General features: G+C 65.2%; 25 protein-coding genes. 16 read left to right on the top strand and 9 right to left on the bottom strand.

Features of this window, described 5'->3' with window-relative positions:
• A partial coding sequence (locus CKJ82_RS04915; RefSeq protein ID WP_165765385.1) for an ATP-binding protein occupies positions 1 to 197 on the top strand: 197 nt, incomplete at its 5' end.
• A gap of 170 nt (positions 198 to 367) precedes the next feature.
• Here the strand turns inward: CKJ82_RS04915 and CKJ82_RS11775 are convergent.
• The 6 genes from CKJ82_RS11775 to CKJ82_RS12015 form a co-directional block, all read right to left on the bottom strand.
• Entirely contained in the window at positions 368 to 523 is a 156-nt protein-coding gene (locus tag CKJ82_RS11775; protein ID WP_165765384.1) for a hypothetical protein, read from the bottom strand.
• A gap of 216 nt (positions 524 to 739) precedes the next feature.
• A complete protein-coding gene (locus tag CKJ82_RS04910; RefSeq protein WP_095537245.1) occupies positions 740 to 2,365 on the bottom strand; it encodes a GTPase in 1,626 nt (541 codons plus the stop codon).
• Positions 2,352 to 4,241, bottom strand: a complete 1,890-nt coding sequence (locus tag CKJ82_RS04905) for a GTPase family protein (RefSeq protein ID WP_240510688.1) — start codon at positions 4,239 to 4,241, stop codon at positions 2,352 to 2,354. Before CKJ82_RS04905 ends, CKJ82_RS04910 begins: the two co-directional genes overlap by 14 nt.
• Before the next feature lie 58 nt (positions 4,242 to 4,299).
• Complete coding sequence (locus CKJ82_RS04900; protein WP_165765383.1) at positions 4,300 to 4,764, bottom strand: carboxymuconolactone decarboxylase family protein; 465 nt, start codon at positions 4,762 to 4,764, stop codon at positions 4,300 to 4,302.
• Between the two features lie 8 nt (positions 4,765 to 4,772).
• Entirely contained in the window at positions 4,773 to 5,615 is an 843-nt protein-coding gene (gene fdhD / locus CKJ82_RS04895) for a formate dehydrogenase accessory sulfurtransferase FdhD (RefSeq protein ID WP_095537243.1), read from the bottom strand.
• A complete protein-coding gene (locus tag CKJ82_RS12015; protein ID WP_240510687.1) occupies positions 5,602 to 5,952 on the bottom strand; it encodes a DUF6457 domain-containing protein in 351 nt (116 codons plus the stop codon). Before CKJ82_RS12015 ends, fdhD begins: the two co-directional genes overlap by 14 nt.
• A gap of 151 nt (positions 5,953 to 6,103) precedes the next feature.
• Here CKJ82_RS12015 and CKJ82_RS04885 point away from each other — a divergent pair, with 151 nt between their 5' ends.
• The 7 genes from CKJ82_RS04885 to rplO all read left to right on the top strand — a co-directional run bounded on the left by CKJ82_RS04885 (position 6,104) and on the right by rplO (position 9,795).
• Positions 6,104 to 6,820 (top strand): DUF2786 domain-containing protein, encoded by a 717-nt coding sequence (locus CKJ82_RS04885; protein WP_095537242.1) that lies wholly within the window; start codon positions 6,104 to 6,106, stop codon positions 6,818 to 6,820.
• A 302-nt stretch (positions 6,821 to 7,122) separates the two neighbouring features.
• A complete protein-coding gene (gene rpsH / locus CKJ82_RS04880; RefSeq protein WP_095277910.1) occupies positions 7,123 to 7,521 on the top strand; it encodes a 30S ribosomal protein S8 in 399 nt (132 codons plus the stop codon).
• Between the two features lie 18 nt (positions 7,522 to 7,539).
• Positions 7,540 to 8,076 (top strand): 50S ribosomal protein L6, encoded by a 537-nt coding sequence (gene rplF, locus CKJ82_RS04875; protein WP_095535298.1) that lies wholly within the window; start codon positions 7,540 to 7,542, stop codon positions 8,074 to 8,076.
• A 2-nt stretch (positions 8,077 to 8,078) separates the two neighbouring features.
• The gene (gene rplR, locus CKJ82_RS04870) at positions 8,079 to 8,483 is read left to right on the top strand and encodes a 50S ribosomal protein L18 (RefSeq protein WP_095277905.1); all 405 of its coding nucleotides are present in this window, start codon (positions 8,079 to 8,081) and stop codon (positions 8,481 to 8,483) included.
• A 40-nt stretch (positions 8,484 to 8,523) separates the two neighbouring features.
• Entirely contained in the window at positions 8,524 to 9,147 is a 624-nt protein-coding gene (gene rpsE / locus CKJ82_RS04865) for a 30S ribosomal protein S5 (protein WP_095277903.1), read from the top strand.
• Between the two features lie 5 nt (positions 9,148 to 9,152).
• Positions 9,153 to 9,338 (top strand): 50S ribosomal protein L30, encoded by a 186-nt coding sequence (rpmD, locus tag CKJ82_RS04860; protein ID WP_095277900.1) that lies wholly within the window; start codon positions 9,153 to 9,155, stop codon positions 9,336 to 9,338.
• A 7-nt stretch (positions 9,339 to 9,345) separates the two neighbouring features.
• Positions 9,346 to 9,795, top strand: a complete 450-nt coding sequence (gene rplO / locus CKJ82_RS04855; RefSeq protein WP_095537241.1) for a 50S ribosomal protein L15 — start codon at positions 9,346 to 9,348, stop codon at positions 9,793 to 9,795.
• 321 nt (positions 9,796 to 10,116) lie between these two features.
• On the opposite strand, the gene CKJ82_RS04850 is transcribed toward rplO, so the two are convergent.
• From CKJ82_RS04850 to CKJ82_RS04840, 3 genes are read right to left on the bottom strand one after another with little or no spacing between them, the layout of a single operon-like run.
• Positions 10,117 to 10,803, bottom strand: a complete 687-nt coding sequence (locus tag CKJ82_RS04850) for a methionine ABC transporter permease (RefSeq protein WP_095537240.1) — start codon at positions 10,801 to 10,803, stop codon at positions 10,117 to 10,119.
• Positions 10,804 to 10,805: 2 nt separating this feature from the next.
• Positions 10,806 to 11,852 (bottom strand): methionine ABC transporter ATP-binding protein, encoded by a 1,047-nt coding sequence (locus CKJ82_RS04845; protein ID WP_095537239.1) that lies wholly within the window; start codon positions 11,850 to 11,852, stop codon positions 10,806 to 10,808.
• The gene (locus tag CKJ82_RS04840) at positions 11,849 to 12,685 is read right to left on the bottom strand and encodes a MetQ/NlpA family ABC transporter substrate-binding protein (RefSeq protein ID WP_095537238.1); all 837 of its coding nucleotides are present in this window, start codon (positions 12,683 to 12,685) and stop codon (positions 11,849 to 11,851) included. The genes CKJ82_RS04845 and CKJ82_RS04840 overlap by 4 nt, the downstream gene beginning before the upstream one ends.
• 364 nt (positions 12,686 to 13,049) lie before the next feature.
• Here CKJ82_RS04840 and secY point away from each other — a divergent pair, with 364 nt between their 5' ends.
• The 8 genes from secY (at position 13,050) to rpsD (ending at position 18,743) form a co-directional block, all read left to right on the top strand.
• On the top strand, positions 13,050 to 14,378 hold the full coding sequence (gene secY, locus CKJ82_RS04835) for a preprotein translocase subunit SecY (protein WP_095277887.1): 1,329 nt from the start codon (positions 13,050 to 13,052) through the stop codon (positions 14,376 to 14,378).
• Positions 14,378 to 14,929: an adenylate kinase gene (locus CKJ82_RS04830; protein ID WP_095535304.1), complete on the top strand. Its 552-nt coding sequence runs from the start codon at positions 14,378 to 14,380 to the stop codon at positions 14,927 to 14,929. Before secY ends, CKJ82_RS04830 begins: the two co-directional genes overlap by 1 nt.
• A gap of 96 nt (positions 14,930 to 15,025) precedes the next feature.
• Positions 15,026 to 15,817: a type I methionyl aminopeptidase gene (gene map, locus CKJ82_RS04825; protein ID WP_095535305.1), complete on the top strand. Its 792-nt coding sequence runs from the start codon at positions 15,026 to 15,028 to the stop codon at positions 15,815 to 15,817.
• 59 nt (positions 15,818 to 15,876) lie between these two features.
• Complete coding sequence (locus tag CKJ82_RS04820; RefSeq protein ID WP_205691379.1) at positions 15,877 to 16,755, top strand: L,D-transpeptidase; 879 nt, start codon at positions 15,877 to 15,879, stop codon at positions 16,753 to 16,755.
• Between the two features lie 183 nt (positions 16,756 to 16,938).
• Positions 16,939 to 17,157 carry a translation initiation factor IF-1 gene (gene infA, locus CKJ82_RS04815; RefSeq protein WP_095277878.1) on the top strand — a complete coding sequence of 73 codons (219 nt, stop codon included), beginning with the start codon at positions 16,939 to 16,941 and terminating at the stop codon, positions 17,155 to 17,157.
• 179 nt (positions 17,158 to 17,336) lie between these two features.
• Entirely contained in the window at positions 17,337 to 17,705 is a 369-nt protein-coding gene (rpsM, locus tag CKJ82_RS04810; RefSeq protein WP_038588440.1) for a 30S ribosomal protein S13, read from the top strand.
• A 3-nt stretch (positions 17,706 to 17,708) separates the two neighbouring features.
• On the top strand, positions 17,709 to 18,110 hold the full coding sequence (rpsK, locus tag CKJ82_RS04805; protein ID WP_095277876.1) for a 30S ribosomal protein S11: 402 nt from the start codon (positions 17,709 to 17,711) through the stop codon (positions 18,108 to 18,110).
• Between the two features lie 27 nt (positions 18,111 to 18,137).
• Positions 18,138 to 18,743: a 30S ribosomal protein S4 gene (gene rpsD, locus CKJ82_RS04800; protein ID WP_095277872.1), complete on the top strand. Its 606-nt coding sequence runs from the start codon at positions 18,138 to 18,140 to the stop codon at positions 18,741 to 18,743.
• Positions 18,744 to 18,854 lie beyond the last annotated feature (111 nt).

The raw sequence follows: 18,854 nt of genomic DNA, 5'->3' as shown, positions 1-18,854 counted from the left end.
CCACCGCACACCAACTGTTGACCATCATTGCGGAACGAGAAAACCGAGGAGCGACCATCGTGACATCCCAGTTCGCCCCCATCGAATGGTGCAAGTCCATCCCCGACGCTGTCATCGCTGAGTCGATCCTCAACCGGCTCGCCGTCGGCGCCGAGATCATCACACTAGAAGGAGACAACATGCGCCTAACCCACTAACCCCACCCAACCCCAAACGCCCGGGTGTTACTGGATACTCACCCGGGCGTTACTCGATCCTCACCATGGCGTTACTAAATCAGTGGTCTGAACAGCTTGGTCAGCTGAATAGCGAACAGGTCAACGCCACCTTAGCCGTCGATGATGAGAGACGGTTGCTGGGCTGGACGTCAAAGTGGGCCGAGCTCCTTATGAGCGGTAAGGTCGGCGAGATGGAGGTCCACTGCGACGTTCAGCGACACGCCAATAGTCGAATTGTCCGCGTAATCGACGGTAACCGCGACGTATCCCGCGTCGCCGGTGTTGCGCGCGCCGACCTCTGTCACCGTGTCGCGCGATTCGTTGTAGCCGAGTTTGGGGAGTTAGACGAGTCGAGTGCACGAGTCATACCGTGGTGCTGCAGTGTGACCACCGGGTTGAGCCCAGCGGTGTGGGCGCTGATAGGACTTCGTGGGCTGCGGGGCAGGGAGAGCGTCGATAAGCTTCTTGGCCTCTGACCCGGGGGTAGGACGTACATGCTAAAACCCCCGCATGTACGTCGCCTACGCGCGGGCGAGCGCCACCCGGTCTGCGAAGCGGGCGTAGTCCTCGCGGATCTGGCCTAGCGGGGCAACTACAGTCTCCTCGCTGGCCACCGCGATCTCGCGCCTGAGCGCAGCCTTGGTGCGCCGCCGCACCCCGGAACCGAGCACCCCGCCGAAGACCGCGCTGACCAGGCCGATCACCAGCCCCGTGAGCAGCCCCGACATGATGAGGAGGGTCGGGATGGGCCAGCCCTCGACATCCGGGACCAGGTCGCCGCCGAGCAGCGGCGTAAGGACGCCGGGGACGAGGGCGACAAGCAAGTACCAGAGGACGCCGACGAGCGCGGCGACGAGCGCGAGCCACTGGATCACGGTGAGCAGCGACCACGCCTTCGACGGTTGCGCCGGGACGCGCGTGCGGGCGACGGCGCGGTCGAGCTCCGCGGGGAGCTGGTCGGCGACCTCACCGGCCCGATCCGTCACGGCGGCGGCCCACTGGCGTGGCAACCCCCGCGACACCGCCTCCGCGTACTCGCGCACGCCGCGGTTGGACACTGCCTTCGAGGCCGCGTCCAGTTCCGGGAGGGAGGAGCGGTGGACGCCGAGCTCGTCGGCGTCGTCACGCACCCCCATCCGCCTGAGCGGGTCCGGCCTAAAGCGGGTGATCCAGGAGGTCAGCAGCCAGCCGGTGCGCTCGTGCAGGCGCTTGCGGTACGCCGCGGCGGCCTTGTCGGCGATGCGGTCGGCGCCCGCCGCCTCGGCGAGCGTGGCGTCCATGTCGCGCTTTGCGTGCTTGTCCGGCCGCGACTGCTTCTCCTGCTTGGCCAGCTGCTTGCCGGAGGCGGCCGGGATCAGGTCCGCGGTGGCGGAGTGGATGTCGGCCTCGATGCGGGCGGACTGCGCCGTGTGGGCGCGGGCGACGCGGGTGATAGCGTCGCGTAAGTTGTCCAGGCCAGCGCCGGTCCGGGTGGAGGTGGGGATGACGTGGGCGTTGGAGAGGCCGTCGTCAAGCAAGAGGCCCTTGAAGGAGGCGCTGACGGTGGGGATGTCGCCCTCGGCCAGCAGATCCGACTTGTTCAGCACCGCGAGGGTCACCGCGGCGTGGTCCGCGTGGGGGCGGATGAACTGCTCGTGGATGACGCTGTCGGCGTACTTTTCGGGGTCAGACACCCAGACGAGGACGTCGACCTGGCCGGCGAGCCGCTCCGCGATCTCCCGGTTGGAGGCCTCAACGGAGTCGAAATCGGGCAGGTCGAGCAGGATGAGCGGGCCCGCGCCGGGGGCGAACTCGCCGCTGCGGGCGCGGCGGTCTTCCACGCCGAGCCAGTCGAGCAGCTCCTCGGAACCGGCGGGCTCCCACACCGCGGCGAGCGGCGAGGAGGTGGTGGGGCGGCGCGCGGCGGCCTTGCCCAGGTCCTCGCCGACAATGGCGTTGAACAGCGAAGTCTTGCCCGAGCCGGTCGCGCCGAAGAAGCCGACGACGGTGTGTTCGGCGGACAGGGCGCGTCGTTCAGCGCCGGCGCGGGCGACCTTCTCGAGGCGCTCGCGCTGCGCGGGGGAGAGGTAGGGGCGGCCGATCTCCGCGGCCTGCCCGAGCGCGTCGAGCCGCTCTCCGAGCGGTGCCTTCGAGCTAAACAGCGCCATCGGTGCCCCCGTCCTGCCCGTCCGGGCGCGTGAACGTGCCGCGCAGCTGGTCCAGGAGGCCGCGCAGCTTCGAGTCGGCCTCGCCGGAGCTTTGTTGCTTGTCGACGCCACGCTCACCGCCCGCAACCGCCGGGAGGTTCGCCGGGGCGGGCAGGGCCTCCGGGAAGCGGACGCTGGCCTGCGCACGGGCCTGGCCTGCCGCCTCGCGCAGCTGGTCCGCGGTGGCGCCGCGGTGCAGCGGGGCGGTGACGTCGCGGTAGCGGTTGCGCTCGGCCTCCATGAGCACCTCGAGGCGCTCGTTGAGGTCGGCCTTCGCCTCGGCGGCCATGCGGCGCACCGTGTCCTCGCCGAAGATGGTTTCCAGCATCTTCTGTCCCACTACTGCGGAGCCACCGGCGACGGCGACTTCGCCGCCGGTCAGCCCCGCGGTAGAGGCGAACACGACGAGCATCAGCGCGACGGTGAGCACGTTGAGGCCCAGCGACATCGCGCGTGCCCGCTGGCGCTTCTGGCCGGCGGTGTCCTGGATGCGTTCCAGCATGGCCTGCTGCCAGTCGCGGACGAGGCGGGCCGCGTCGTCGGAGACGGTGGCGCTGGCGCGGGCCAGCGAGGGGTCCGCCTGGGCGCGCAGCTCCGGGGCGACCGTGCCGACGTGGGACCAGGAGCGTGCGGCGGCGGTCTCGGCGGCGTCGATAAGCACTGCGTGCAGCCCGGTTTCAATCTCCGTTTCCACCTCGCGCAGCGGGGCGGGTTGGCCCGTGAAGAAGCTGCCCACCTTGTCTACTGCCTGGGAGAACCAGCGCTCGACGCCGCGGAAGACGTCCGAGGTGCCCACGACGTCCTGCCAGCGGTCCATGACCTCGGTGCGCAGGAGCTTGCCGTCGCTGGTCGCCTCGATGACGTGCTGGCTGGCGGCGCGGTACTGCTCTGAAATCGCCTGGTCCAGCTGGTTCGCAAACGCCTCCTGCTGCCCGCGGGCAGCAGTGAGCTTGTCGACGCGCCCGAGCGCCCCCGCCAGCGCACCCGCGACCGTCTTGCCGGCCACGTCGCGGCGGGCCGCGGTGTCGTTGGCCAGGGTGGACAGGTAGTCGCGCAGCGGGGCTACCACCTCGTTGGGCAGGAACTCGTCCGTGCCGGTGACGAAGGGGACGGTGAACACCGTCGCGCTCGTCAGCCCGGCCTGGTCCATCATGCGGCGCAGGTCCGCGGGGACGGTCTCGGCGGAGGACTCGTCGAGGCGGTTGAGCACCACGACCACCTCGATGCCGCGGCCGGCGGCGTCGTTGAGGAAGTTCCACACCAGTTGGTCCGCGTAGCGCGCGGGCGTGGTGACGAAGATCCACAGGTCCGCGGCCGCCAAGAGCTGGGAGGCCAGGGCCCTGTTGTGGTCGTCGATAGAGTCGAAATCGGGGGCGTCGACGAGCGCGAGGCCCTCGGGGATCTGTTCGGTGCGCACGATGCGCAGCGTGGTGGACTGCTCGTCGCCGGCGCCGTGGGAGCGGGCGAGGCCGGGCAGGACCTCCGGGGAGTTGAACCAGTCCGCGTTGGCGGGGTTGGCCACCAGGATCGGCTGGCGTGTGGTCGGGCGGATCACGCCCGGGTTGGATACGTGCTCCTGCAGGACCCCGTTGACCAGCGTGGACTTGCCGGATCCGGTAGAGCCGCCGATGACGGCCAGCAGCGGCGCGTCGAGGTTGCTCAGGCGGGGCAGGATGTAATCGTCGAACTGGTTGACCACGGCGCGGGCGTCGGCGGCTGCGGCGCTGTCGGTGGGGACGTCGGTGTCGGCGACCGCATCGCGGAGGTCACGGACGGCGCCGAGCAGAGCGGCGGCATCCGTCCCGTCGGCGGGAGCGGGGGAGTGGGGTGTATTCACGCCCACCATCTTGGCACAACCTTGGCGTGACGCCGGGTGCGCTGCCGGTGCTTTTGGGCTACTGCAGGTCGAAGTCGGTGACGCGCGCGACGTCGCGGGGGTCCTGTTTGAAGGCGATGCCGAGGCGGTTGTAGCTGTTCACGCCCACAATTCCTACGATGAGCGCGCGGGTGACTTCCTCTCCGAGGGCGTCCAGCGCGCGGTTCCACAGGTCTTCCGGGAGGGAATCGGGGGCGTCATCGAGCTCGGTGATCGTATCGGCGAGCTCGAGGATGAGCGCCTCGGTCTCGCTGAACTCGCTGGCGTGGCGGGTCCACTGCTCGACCTTGAGGATGTAGTCCTCGCTCCAACCGTGCTCGCGGGCATTGCGACGGTGGATGGCCGTGCAGACCGTGCAGCCGTTGATGGCGGTGGCGCGGACGGCGGCGAGGTGCCCGAAATCGGGGTCGAGTTTCTCCCGCATGTACTGCATGGGCGGGTAGAACATGTCAATGATCTCTTGGGGGACTTCGCGCGCGGTCATGCTGGGGATCATACCGAAGCGAGGGTGCCGGCGTACAGGTTAAAGTGACGGTCCCTGACAAAGCCTGCGAGCGCCATGTTGGTCTCGCGCGCCAGCTCCACTGCCAGCGACGACGCGGCGGAAACCGCCACCAGCGCGGGGAATCCCGCCATGGCCGCCTTTTGGACGAGCTCGAACGAGGCGCGCGAGCTCATCACCAGCACCATGTCGTCCGCGGGGAGGCAGCCCTCCAGCAGCAGGTGGCCGATGACCTTGTCCGCGGCGTTGTGGCGGCCGATGTCCTCGCGCACGACGATCGGGTTGCCCGCAAGGTCGAACGCGCCCGCGGCGTGGATCCCGCCTGTCTTTCTGAACTGCTTCTGCTCCGCGCGCAGCGCGTCGGGCAGCGTCACCACGAGCTCGGGGTCCAGCTCGATCGGGGTGATGGGCATGTGGACTTTGTGCAGCAGCTCGCTAATAGACTGCGTGCCGCAGACACCGCACGCGCTGGTAGTTGGGGTGAGACGGATGAACTCCGGCGTGACCGGCTTTGCCGTCTCGGCGAGCTCCAAGTCAAGCAGGTTATAGGTGTTCTCGCCGCCAGATCCGACGGCGCCTGCACAGTAGCGGGCCGTGCGCACATCCTGCGGCGCGGTAATCAGGCCTTCCGCGTAGCACCAGCCGTGCGCGAGCTCCACGTCGTGGCCCGGGGTGCGCATTGTGGTGGTGAGCGTCTCCCCGCCGGCGCGGATCTCCAACGGCTCCTCGGTGGTGACGGTATCCGCGCGGGTGTCTGTGAACACCCGCCCCGCCTGCTCGCCGTCGCCGAGGGTGACCTTGGTGACGGCGAAGCGCTGGTTAATCCTGCTCATCGCCCGCGTGGCTCCCGTCGTTGTTGTCGCTGTTGTCGCTGTTGTCGTTGGTGCCGTAGCGCTCGAGCAGCTGCGTGGTCGCCTCAATGAGTTTGCGGGTCGCCGACTCCGTCGCGTCCGGCGTGGCGTCCGGGCCCAGCTGTTGCCCCGCCGCGAGCCCGACAAGAAACGCCGTGGTGGGCGCCGCCGGGCGCGACGGCCCGTTGTGGGCCACAGCGGCGGTGAGGTCCAGCACGTCGCCCACTAGCGAGCGCACCGCCTCGGGCGCGACGCCGAGTTCTTTCGCCACGGCGGCGAGCCATTCGTGGGTGGTGTGCAGTGCATCGTCCTTCGCCATGAGTTCTCCTTTCGGTGTTGGGCCAGGATAGCGCGTTGCGTCAAATGCGGAGCGCGGTCTGGCCATTCGCGGATCCCCAATCGGGTAGCGGAAGCAAACGACGTGTAGTAAAAATAACCGTACTATACAAAATGCACGAAAGGCAATGGCAATGCAAGATAACACCAAGGTAAAAGAGCGTGTGCAAAAGCTGCTCAACCAGGCTAAAGATCGCGAGGGGACACCCGAAGGGGACTCGTTTTACGCGAAGGCCTTTGACCTGATGGCTGCGTACGGTTTCTCCGAGCGCGACCTGTCGCAGCCGGAAGCGGAGAAGACAGCGACCTACCGAATCTTTAAGATCGCCGGAGCATACACCGATATGCAGGCAAAACTTCTGCTCTGTATCGCGCAGGCGCTGCACTGCGTCGGTTTTTACCAGCGCGTGTACAACTCCACGCGCGTCAACCAGGTCACGGTGTTTGGGCTGGAGAGTCATCTCGAGCGCGTGAGTCTGCTGTACTCCATGCTCCGCGTGGTCATGCTGGACGGCGCCGGCCAGCTCAGGGCCACGAGTCTTGCGGAATCCATCGTGGTCACGCGCCGCTCGTACATGATGGGCTACGCCACCCGTATCGGCCAACGCCTCGCCGAGGCAGAGCATCGCGTCACCGAGTCATCGAGCGAGTATGCGCTGGTGCTTATCGACGATGCCGAGCAGGCCCGCAACGCCCAGGCGGAATTCGCCGCCGCACACGGCCTGTACATCCACGCCGATTCATCGAACCGTTCCTTTGACCCCGCTGCGTTCGTCCAGGGGCAGCAAGCGGGCGATGCCTCCGACATTGGGCAGACGCGCGTCGCTCCGCGGCCCGCGTTGCCGTTCTGAGGGGAAGGTTGGGTGGCGGGCGAGTGGGTGTCGAAAAGCGATTTGCCCTGGAAGGGGCGCAAGGTATAGGGTTATCGGTCGGACTTGTGTGAGGAACACAAGCCGAAAGACCAACTGTACATCCAACTTTGTTGCAGGCCCCCCGCCAGAATGCGGACCGCGTGCAAGGGAGGCGGCGAGCGCCCCACGTTACTGAGCGTGGGGAGCGTGAAGTAGCCCCCGACAGACCACACGGCAAACGCGACCTTTCAGGGTCAGGTGGGCTTAGGGAACCGCAACGAGAAAGGAACCGGTCACTCACTATGACCATGACTGATCCGATTGCGGACATGCTGTCCCGCGTGCGCAACGCAAACAATGCGCAGCACGACAGCGTGTCCATGCCGTCCTCGAAGCTCAAGGCGAACATCGCCGAGATTCTGAAGCAGGAAGGCTACATCGCTGACTACAAGGTTGAGGACACCAAGGTGGGCAAGGAACTCACCCTGGACCTCAAGTACGGCCCGACCCGCGAGGCTTCCATCGCTGGTCTGCGCCGCGTTTCCAAGCCGGGTCTGCGCGTGTACGCAAAGTCCACCGACCTGCCGCAGGTCCTCGGAGGCCTGGGCGTGGCCATCATCTCCACGTCCCACGGTCTTCTGACCGACCGTCAGGCCCAAGAGAAGGGTGTAGGCGGGGAAGTCCTCGCTTACGTCTGGTAAAGGGAGGTTGAAAAGACTATGTCGCGTGTAGGTAACGCACCCATCGCAATCCCGAACAACGTTGAAACCAAGATCGACGGCCAGACCGTCGAGGTCAAGGGCCCGAAGGGCACCATGACCGTCGAGGTTCCGGCCCCGATCACCGTTGCGGTTGAGGAGAACCAGATTGTGGTGTCCCGCCCGGACGACCACCGCAAGAACCGCTCGCTGCACGGCCTGTCGCGTTCGCTGATCAACAACCTTGTGATCGGCGTGACCGAGGGCTACAAGATCAACATGGAGATCTTTGGCGTCGGCTACCGCGTGCAGCAGAAGGGCAAGGACCTCGAGTTCTCCCTCGGCTACTCGCACCCGATCCTGATTGAGGCGCCCGAAGGCATCACCTTTGCTGTCGACGGCAACACCAAGCTCTCGATCGAAGGTACCGACAAGCAGCAGGTTGGCCAGATTGCGGCGAACATCCGCCGTCTGCGTAAGGATGACCCGTACAAGGGTAAGGGCATCCGCTACGCGGGCGAGCAGGTACGTCGCAAGGTCGGAAAGACGGGTAAGTAATCATGAGCAATACTGCAGAGAACACCAAGCGCACCCCGATTGGCAAGGACATCTCGTCCCGCCGTCGCGAGGCTCGCGCACGTCGCCACAACCGCATCCGCAAGACCCTGCGTGGCACCCCGGAGACCCCGCGTCTCGTCGTGCACCGCTCGTCCCGCCACATCCACGTGCAGGTCATCGACGATCTGGCTGGCCACACTCTCGTGGCCGCTTCCTCCATGGAGCCGGACGTCCGCAACCTGGACGGGGACAAGAAGGACAAGGCAGCCAAGGTCGGCGCACTCGTCGCAGAGCGCGCCAAGGCAGCTGGCATCGAAGAGATCGTCTTCGACCGCGGCGGCTACAAGTACCACGGCCGCGTTGCGGCTCTTGCTGAAGCAGCTCGTGAAGGTGGTCTGAAGTTCTAATGATCACCGCAACCATCACCATCAACGGAAGGATCGCGTAATGGCCGAACGTGAACGGCGTGACGGCGGACGCTCCGCCGACAACCAGAACAACAAAGGCAACAAGAACGAGCGCGGTGGCCGCGGCCGCCGCAACCAGAACGACGAGCGCGACAAGTACATCGAGCGCGTCATCACCATTAACCGCGTCGCAAAGACCGTTAAGGGTGGCCGCAACATGTCCTTCACCGCACTCGTTGTGGTCGGCGACGGCCAGGGCATGGTCGGCGTCGGCTACGGCAAGGCGAAGGAAGTTCCCGCCGCAATCCAGAAGGGTGCCGAGGAAGCTCGCAAGAACTTCTTCCGCGTCCCGATGATCGGCGGCACCATCCCGCACCCGGTCCAGGGTGAGGAAGCTGCGGGCGTCGTTATGCTTCGCCCGGCTGCTCCCGGTACCGGTGTCATCGCCGGCGGCGCTGTCCGCCCGGTGCTCGAGTGCGCAGGCGTCCAGGACATCCTGGCCAAGTCCCTCGGTTCCGACAACGCCCTGAACGTCGTTCAGGCAACCGTTGCCGGACTGAAGGAACTGGTGCGCCCCGAAGAGGTCGCCGCGAAGCGTGGCAAGGACGTCGAGGACGTTGCCCCGGCCCGTATGCTGCGCGCACGCGCAGGACAGGAGGCGTAAGCACAATGGCACTGAAGATCACACTGCACCACGGTAAGGTCGGCGAGAAGCCGCAGACCATCCAGAACCTCGAGGCTCTGGGCCTGCGCAAGATCGGCCAGTCCGTGATCAAGAAGGACAACGCCGCGACCCGCGGCCAGGTGCTCAAGGTTCGTCACCTTGTCACCGTAGAAGAAGTTGCAGGGGAGTAGAGAGAACATGGCTGACATCATCAAGCTTCATGATCTGCGCCCGGCAAAGGGTGCAAACAAGCCGAAGCACCGCGTAGGCCGCGGTGAAGCCGGCAAGGGCGGCAAGACCGCCGGCCGCGGTACCAAGGGCACCAAGGCTCGCTACCAGGTTTCCGCAGCGTTTGAGGGTGGCCAGATGCCGCTGCACATGCGTCTGCCGAAGCTGAAGGGCTTCAAGAACCCGAACCGCGTTGAGTTCCAGGTAGTGAACGTCAACGATCTGGCCAAGGCCTTCCCGAACGGCGGCGCCGTGTCCATCGAGGACATCGTTGCAGCTGGCCTGGTTCGCAAGAACCAGCCCGTGAAGGTTCTGGGCAACGGTGACATCGACGTCAAGCTCGACGTCACCGCCAACAAGTTCTCCAAGTCCGCAGCGGAGAAGATCCAGGCTGCAGGCGGTACCACCACCGAGGCGTAAAGCCTTTGCGGCGGTAGTCCGGAGGACTGCTTGCAAGCGGCCCGCCACCCCTCACTGCAGGGGTGGCGGGCCGCTTTTTGCGTGCCGTTGTGGCTGGGAGTGGGGGCTGGGCGGGGTTCGGGGTGGCGGGGCAGGCCCGCAGATGACGAGAATGCGTAAAATTTCCCGGTCCCATCGGCATATCCCCAGGTCGCTTGAAACCACCGCGGACGCGAGCGGGAAATCTGTCACTCGCACCTCGCCGTGCATTCGCACTTTGCCGTCCGCGCATGCAAAAACCACCGAACCAGAGTGAAGGCTCGGCGGCTGTTGTTTTGGAAGCTACGCCCGCGCGCGGTGTGCGAGCCTGTTGCCGATGGACTGGATCGCCTGCACCACGACGATCAGGATGATCACGGTGGTGAGCATGGCGACGGAGTCGAACTGCTGGTAGCCGTACGAGATGGCGAGGTCGCCAACGCCACCGCCGCCGATGGTGCCGGCCATGGCGGTCGCGGAGATGAGACCGACGGTCGCCGTTGTCACCGCGAGGATGATCGAGGACTTTGCCTCCGGCAGCAGGAAGTGCCGGATGGTTTGGCCCATCGTGGCGCCCATGGAGTCGGCCGCCTCGGTGATGCCGGGGTTGACCTCCAGGAGCGACTGCTCGATGAGTCGCGCGATGAATGGCGCGATGTACAGGGTCAACGGCACGAGCGCCGCCGTGGTGCCGATCGCGGTGCCGGCAATCACGCGGGTGAAGGGCGAGATCGCCACCAGCAGGATGATGAACGGCAGCGAGCGAACCACGTTGACCAGGACGTTGAGGACGCCGTAGGCAATCGGGTTCGGCTTCAGCCCGCCCGGGCGCGTGATCACCAGGGCGAGCGCCAGTGGGATGCCGATGAGGGCGCCGACGAAGAGCGCGATGCCGACCATGTAGACGGTCTCGCCAAACGAGTCGATGTACATGGATGGGGTCACGCGCGACCCTGTCGTGTCGCGCCACCAGGAGTTCAGCTGATCCATGGTTATGCGTCCTTTCCGCTACGAATGCGATTGACGGAAACTCCATCGAGCCTCTCCAGCCACGCCACGGCGTCGGTTGCGTCCTGCGAGGCGCCGCCGCGAAGGCCGAGCACGGTCGCGCCGACGGTCGTGCCGGCGAGGTCGGCGTCCGAGGAGGACAGCAGCTGCGCGTCCAGGCCGAAGCGGTTGATCAGCTCGGTGAACACGCCGGAGGCGGCGCGCCCGGAGTGAATGAGCTGGACCACTTGGTCGAAGGCGCTGGCGTCGATAGTGGCCCGAACGCTCTCGGGGATTTCCCGGGGGATCACGGTCTCGACGAAGCGCTGCGTCAATGCCGCCTGCGGGTCGGCGAAGACCTCCGCGACGGGGCCGGACTCGACCAGCTTGCCGGAATCTAAGACCGCAACGGAGTCCGCGAGCCGGGCGACAACATCCATTTGGTGCGTGATGAGCAGGATGGTCACGCCGAGTTCGGCGTTGATGGCACGCAGGAGGTCGAGGATCTGGGTGGTGGTCAGCGGGTCGAGGGCGGACGTGGGTTCGTCGCAAAGCAAAATGCTCGGATTGGTCACCAGCGCACGGGCGATGCCGACGCGCTGGCGCTGCCCGCCCGAAAGCTGGCGCGGCTTGTGGTCGGCGCGGTCGGTCAGGCCGACGAGCTCGAGGACCTCGTTAACGCGGCGAGTGATCTCCGCCTTCGGCGTCTTGGACAGCAGCAGGGGAGTGGCGACGTTTTGCGCGACGGTCTTGGTTTCCAGCAGGTTGTAGTTCTGGAAGACCATCGAGACCTCGCGGCGCAGCTCGCGCAGCTCCTTCGGGCTCAGCTCGGACGGCTGGCGGCCGAGCACCGTGACGGTGCCGGAGGTGGGCGACTCAAGGCCGTTGACCGTGCGGATCAGTGTGGACTTGCCCGCACCAGACGTGCCGACGACACCGAAGATCCCGCCCGTGGGGACGGCGAACGTGATGTCGTCGAGCGCGGCGAACGTGCCTCCGGAGGTATCAAAGACCTTGGAGACGTGGTCGAAGGCGACGGCGGGGCCGGTCACTGCAGCGACTCCGGGAGGAACCAGTAGTTGTTCTCGTTGTGCTCGTTCAAGTAGTCCTTGAACTCGTCGGAACGGTAGGCGTCAGCCACGGCCTTCGCCCACGGCTTGTCGGCCTTGTCCTCGGTGGTCACGGCCACGAGGATCAGTTCCGGACGCAGGTTCTCCTGGAAGAGCTGCAGGTTCGGGTCCAGGCCCGCGGAGTAGGACATGGAGCCCGGGATCACGGCCCAGTCCAGGTCGGGCAGGGAGCGCGACAGGTTTGCAGAGTCCATCGGCTGGATGTCCAGGTTGTGCGGGTTCTCCGCGATGTCGGCCTCAGAAACGAGTGCCTCGTCGGCGTCGTCGCGGAGGGTGATCCAGCCGGCGTCGACAAGCACGTGCAGGGCGCGCGACTTGTTCGAGCCGTCCATCGGGACGCCGACGGACTGGCCGTCGGCGACCTCGTCAATGCTCTGGTGCCGCTCCGAGTACACGCCGGCGGGCACGGTCGGGACTTCGGTGATGGAGGTGAGGTCCGCGCCCTTCTCGTTGTTAAACACGTTCATCCAGCCGGTGTGCTGGTCCACGTTGAGGTCCGCGGAGCCCTCGGCCAGCGCCGTGTCGGCCTGGGTGAGGTCGGTGAACGACTGATAGTCCACGTTGTAGCCCTCCTTCTCCAGGATCGGCCCAACGGCGTCCTCGAACAGCTCCGAGTACGGGCCGGGCGAGGTGGCCACGCGGATGGTCTCCAGGTCGCCGTCGGCAGTGGTGTTGTCGCTCGACTCGCCCGAGCAGGCGGTCAGCCCCAGCGTGAGTGCGGCGGCTGTGGTCAGTGCTGCAAACTTCTTCAGCATGACGGTCCTTTCGATCAGGATTAATCTCGACAAATCAGTACTTTAAACCTATCGGTTCAGAATTTCAAGACAGATTTGTCTATCGGCGGGGCTCGATGCCTATCGACGCCACGCCCCGCGGCCGAGTGGGTGAGCTGTGTCTGGGCTGGAAAGGTGCTAGGAAGGTGCGAATCTCCTTGTGGTGACATTGGAGCAACCCGCTAAGCCTCATGCGAGTCGAGTGTTCGCAAGATGGGCTGCTAGGGTAGTGGGGTCAAATATGTACGGGTGAGCTTTAGCGTGCCTTTTGGCAGGTAGGGCGGCTCGTAGTTCATACTGTTCGCAATCTCCTGCTTATTTTTTGCAGTGGGAGCCAGGAGGCTTTGTGTCCGCTATTCTTCAGGCGTTTAAAGATCAGGATCTACGCCGCAAGATCCTGATCACGCTCGCCCTTATGATCCTGTACCGCGTCGGTGCCCAGATCCCCACGCCAGGCGTGGATTACGGCCTGATCCACTCTCGCCTGGAGGAGATCTCCCAGGGCGATCAGGCGACGATGTTCTCCATCATCGGGCTCTTCTCCGGCGGCGCGCTCCTGCAGCTGTCCATCTTTGCCATCGGCATCATGCCGTACATTACGGCGTCTATCATCGTGCAGCTGCTCACCGTGGTGATCCCCAAGTTTGAGGAGCTGAAGAAGGAGGGGCAGTCCGGTCAGGCAAAGATGACGCAGTACACGCGTTACCTCACCGTGGCGCTGGCGCTCCTCCAGTCCGCCGGCATCGTCGCGCTGGCTGACCGCGAGCAGCTGCTCGGCCAGGGTATGCCCGTGCTGGTTGAGGACCGCAATGTGTGGACCCTCATCATGATGATCATTGTGATGACGTCGGGCGCCATCATCATCATGTGGCTCGGCGAGATCATCACGGAAAAGGGTGTGGGCAACGGTATGTCCCTGCTCATCTTCGCCGGCATTGCCACCAAGCTCCCGTCCGAGGGCGCGATCATCTTCCAGAACTCCGGCGGCGTCGCACTCGCGGTGGTTATCGCGGCCATCATCGTCCTCGTCGTGGGCATCATCTTCATCGAGCAGGGCCAGCGCCGTATCCCGGTGCAGTACGCCAAGCGCGTTGTGGGCCGCCGCCAGTACGGCCGCACCGCGACCTACCTGCCACTGAAGGTGAACCAGGCCGGCGTGATCCCGGTCATCTTCGCATCCTCGCTGATGTACGTGCCGGTGCTGATCACCCAGATCGTGAACATGAACAAGCCGACCCCGCCGGACAACTGGTGGATGAACCACGTCATGGCGTGGCTGCAGAACCCGGGCTCCTGGCAGTACATCGTGGCTTACTTCATCATGATCATCTTCTTCGCGTACTTCTACGTCTCCGTGCAGTACGACCCGGTTGACCAGGCTGAGAACATGAAGAAGTACGGTGGATTCATTCCGGATATTCGTCCGGGCCGCCCGACCGCGGAGTACCTCGGTTACGTGATGAACCGTCTGCTGGTGGTCGGCTCGCTGTACCTCGCTGTGATTGCGATCCTGCCGAACCTGGCGCTCGACGCCGGTCTGGCTGGCTCCGGCCGCATGGGGATGAGCGCGTTCGGCGGCACGGCTATCCTGATTATGGTGTCCGTGGCCCTGACCACGGTCAAGCAAATTGAATCCCAACTCCTGCAATCCAACTACGAAGGACTTTTGCGATAATGCGTCTCGTACTTCTTGGCCCTCCCGGTGCCGGCAAGGGCACCCAGGCGGCGATCCTCTCCGAAAAGCTGGGGATCCCGCACATTTCCACCGGTGACCTGTTCCGCGCCAACATCGGCGAGGGCACCCCGCTCGGCGTTGAGGCGAAGAGCTACATCGACGCCGGCAAGCTCGTGCCTACCGACGTCACCGCGCGCATGGTCGAGTCGCGCCTCCAAGAGGACGACGCTAAGGATGGCTTCCTCCTGGACGGCTTCCCGCGCACCGTCGAGCAGGCCGAGATCCTTACCGAGCTGCTGGAGAAGGCCGGCGCGAAGCTGGACGGCGTGCTCAACTTCGTTGTCGATGAGGACGTGGTCGTCGAGCGCATGCTCGCCCGCGGCCGCGCCGACGACAACGAGGAGACGATCCGCACCCGTCTCTCCGTCTACCGCGACGAGACTGCGCCGCTGATCGACCACTACGGCGATCAGATCATTTCTATCGACGCGGTCGGCGACGTTGATGAGATCAACGCCCGCGCGATGGAGCAGCTGCAAAACCTCAAGTAAGGGCGGACGACGAAGAGGGCCGGTGTGCGTGGCGCACCGGCCCTCTTTCTGCGCACAGCACGTCTTGCCCCAAGAACTCGAAGAAAGGCCCGACCGATGGGTTTTAGAAGACGCAAGATCCCCGCCAAAACACCAGCGGAACTCGACTCCATGGAGGCCGCCGGCCGGATCGTCGGCGAAGCGCTGACGGAGGTCCGCGCCGCCGCCCGCCCGGGAATGAGCACCCTCGACCTGGACCGGATCGCGGAGTCCGTGATCCGCGACCACGGCGCGACACCCACGTTCCTGGGCTACCAGGGGTTCCCGGGCTCCATCTGCGCCTCGGTGAACGCCGTGGTGGTGCACGGCATCCCGAGCGAGAACGTCGTGCTTGCAGAGGGCGACCTCGTCTCCATCGACTGCGGTGCCACGCTCAACGGATGGGTTGGCGACTCTGCGCTGAGCTTTGGCATTGGTGAGTTGGCACCGGAGGTAGACGCGCTGAACAAGGCCACCGAGTGGGTCCTGGAGCAGGGCATGAAGGCGATGCGTCCGGGCAATCGCCTCACCGACGTATCGTCCGCGCTCGAGCAGGCGACCTGCACCGCCGAGGACCGCTTCGGAGTAGTGGTGGGCATCCTTGACGGCTACGGAGGCCACGGCATCGGCCGCACCATGCACGAGGAACCCTTCCTGGCCAATGAGGGGCGCCCCCACCACGGGCCGGTCATCCAGGAGGGATCCGTCCTGGCGATCGAACCGATGCTCATTCTCGGCGGAGAGTATGACTCCTATGTGCTTGGCGACGGCTGGACGGTCGTCAGCGCCGACGGGTCACCTGCGGCGCACTGGGAGCACACCGTCGCCGCGACCTCCGGCGGGCCGCGGGTGCTTACCCCGCGCAAATAACACACCGTTTATGCGTGCCTGACTATCAAAACTTGGCGGAAGTAGTTAAACTGCTGTCTATGTCTTACCAACCCCGCCACGCAAAGCCGTCGGCAACCAAGCGCCGTGCGGCTGCCGTTGCCGCCGCTGCAGGCGTCATTGCTTCCCTGGCCGCCAACCCGATCGCAGCCAACGCGGCCCCGGCCGCACCGGCTCCGCAGCCCGCGCCGAATGCGGGTTCTTCCTTCGCCTCGCTGTCTTCCGAAGCCGGCCTGGACGGCTTCCTGAAGAGCGCGAACATCCAGCTGCAGAACCTGGGCACAAGTGCCGATCAGGCAGTGCGGGACGCAGCTTGGAACCTGCGCACCACCCTGCGCACCCAGGCAGACAGCCTGGCCGCGCTGAACCCGGACCTGCCCGCGCAGGCAAAGGAGTCCATCGACCAGATGGTTGAGGCGCTGTTCCCGGGCCTGATCGAGGAGCGCACCCCGAAGCCGGCTCCGGCACCTGCCCCCGCTCCGGCCCCGGCCCCGGCTCCGGCACCCGCCCCGGCTCCGGCACCCGCCCCGGCTGAGCAGCCCGCACCGGCACCGGCCCCGGCCTTTGACTACGGCTCCTGCCCGAAGGACGCGAAGGCGTGCGTGGACGTTGACGGCCGCCGCTCCTGGCTGCAGAACAACGGGGAGATGTACTACACGGCCGACCTGGTCGGACCCGGCCGCCCGGGTCAGGAGACCCCGCGCGGTACCTTCTACGTCAACCGCAAGGTGAAGGACGAGATCTCGTACGAGTTCAACAACGCGCCGATGCCGTACGCCACCTACTTCACCAACAACGGCATCGCCTTCCATCAGGGCGATCCGTCGATCCTGTCCGCTGGCTGCGTCCGCATGTACCGCGCTGACGCGCAGCGATACTTCAACGATCTGCAGATCGGCGACAAGGTTTACGTCTACTAGGACAACGTAGCGTCGATAAGCGCTGCACCCCGCTCTCCACTTGATGGAGGCGGGGTTTGTGTTTGTGCAGGTAGTTGGCTAACATAGTCGTTTGGTGTGCAGGCATTCCGTCTGCGCGCTCTGTAGCACACGTGAAATACGACTAGTACCTGCGGAAACGCGGGGCTGTAGGAAGTGGATTGAATGGCAAAAGAAGGCGCAATTGAGGTTGAGGGCCGCGTAATCGAGCCCTTGAAGAACGCAACGTTCCGTGTCGAGCTCGACAACGGGCACCAAGTCCTTGCCCACATCAGTGGCAAGATGCGCCAGCACTACATCCGCATCCTTCCTGAGGACCGCGTCGTCGTGGAGCTTTCCCCGTACGACCTGGACAAGGGTCGTATCACCTACCGCTACAAGTAACTACGTAAGCCTCCTTGCCCAGACGCGCGGGTTTGCCCGCGGCGTCGACTACCTCCGGCCACGGTGGCTGGAGCCGCGCGAGTCTCAACCCATCCTCCGGCTCGGTCCGGACAAAGCGTTGTTTGGCGTGGGCGGGTAGGGAGAAAACCACCGTAACAACCCGAAAGGAACGTAGCCACATGGCACGTCTCGCTGGTGTTGATCTCCCGCGCAACAAGCGCATGGAGATCGCGCTCACCTACATTTACGGCATCGGGGCTACCCGTGCCAAGGAACTGCTCGAGAAGACCGGCATTTCTCCTGACCTGCGCACGGACAACCTGAGCGACGATCAGCTCGCAGCCCTGCGCGACGCAATCGAGTCCTCCTACACCGTCGAGGGCGACCTGCGTCGTGAGGTGCAGGCTGACATCCGCCGCAAGATTGAAATCGGCTCCTACCAGGGTCTGCGCCACCGTCGTGGCCTGCCCGTCCGCGGCCAGCGCACCAAGACCAACGCGCGTACCCGCAAGGGCCCGAAGAAGACTATCGCAGGAAAGAAGAAGTAACATATGCCTCCGAAGACTCGTTCCGGCGCGCGCCGCGGTCGTCGCGTCGTAAAGAAGAATGTGGCCGCTGGCCACGCGTACATCAAGTCCACCTTCAACAACACCATCGTGTCCATCACGGACCCGAACGGTGCTGTCATCTCCTGGGCCTCCTCCGGCCACGTCGGGTTCAAGGGCTCCCGTAAGTCCACCCCGTTCGCCGCGCAGATGGCTGCTGAGAACGCCGCCCGCAAGGCGATGGATCACGGCATGAAGAAGGTTGACGTCTTTGTCAAGGGTCCCGGCTCCGGCCGCGAGACCGCTATCCGTTCGCTCCAGGCCGCCGGCCTGGAGGTGTCCTCGATCTCGGACGTGACGCCGCAGCCGTTCAACGGCTGCCGTCCGCCGAAGCGTCGTCGCGTTTAAGGCAGAAAGGAAAAGAGGTAAAACACCATGGCTCGTTATACCGGCCCTGCTACCCGTAAGTCCCGTCGCCTCCGCGTCGACCTCGTCGGCGGTGACATGTCCTTCGAGCGTCGCCCGTACCCCCCGGGGCAGGCTGGCCGCGCTCGCATCAAGGAATCTGAGTACCTGCTCCAGCTGCAGGAGAAGCAGAAGGCTCGCTTCACCTACGGCGTGATGGAGAAGCAGTTCCGTCGCTACTACGAGGAGGCCAACCGCCTCCCGGGTAAGACCGGCGATAACCTGCTGATCCTCCTGGAGTCCCGTCTGGACAACGTCGTCTACCGCGCAGGTCTGGCTCGCACCCGCCGCCAGGCCCGTCAGCTGGTTTCCCACGGTCACTTCACCGTGAACGGCAAGCGCGTCGACGTCCCGTCCTACAAGGTCACCCAGTACGACATCATCGATGTCCGCGACAAGTCCCGCAACATGCTCTGGTTCGAGGACGCGCAGGATAACCTGCTCGACTCCGTCGTTCCGGCTTGGCTGCAGGTCGTTCCGGACACCCTGCGCATCCTCGTGCACCAGCTGCCCGAGCGCGCTCAGATTGAGGTGCCCCTGCAGGAGCAGCTCATCGTCGAGCTTTACTCGAAGTAACCCAGGTTGCTTCGCCCCGCGCTCGTTGCTTATCGACGCTTTCGTGCGCGGAATCTTCCAAACACATCCGTTCCTACCGGCTTCAAATAGCGGGAGCCGATAAAGGAGAAG

Source organism: Corynebacterium gottingense, assembly GCF_002285125.1.
GTDB lineage: Bacteria > Actinomycetota > Actinomycetes > Mycobacteriales > Mycobacteriaceae > Corynebacterium > Corynebacterium gottingense.
The sequence above is the reverse complement of the archived record's forward strand: the minus strand, read 5'-3'. Positions and strand labels throughout refer to the sequence as shown.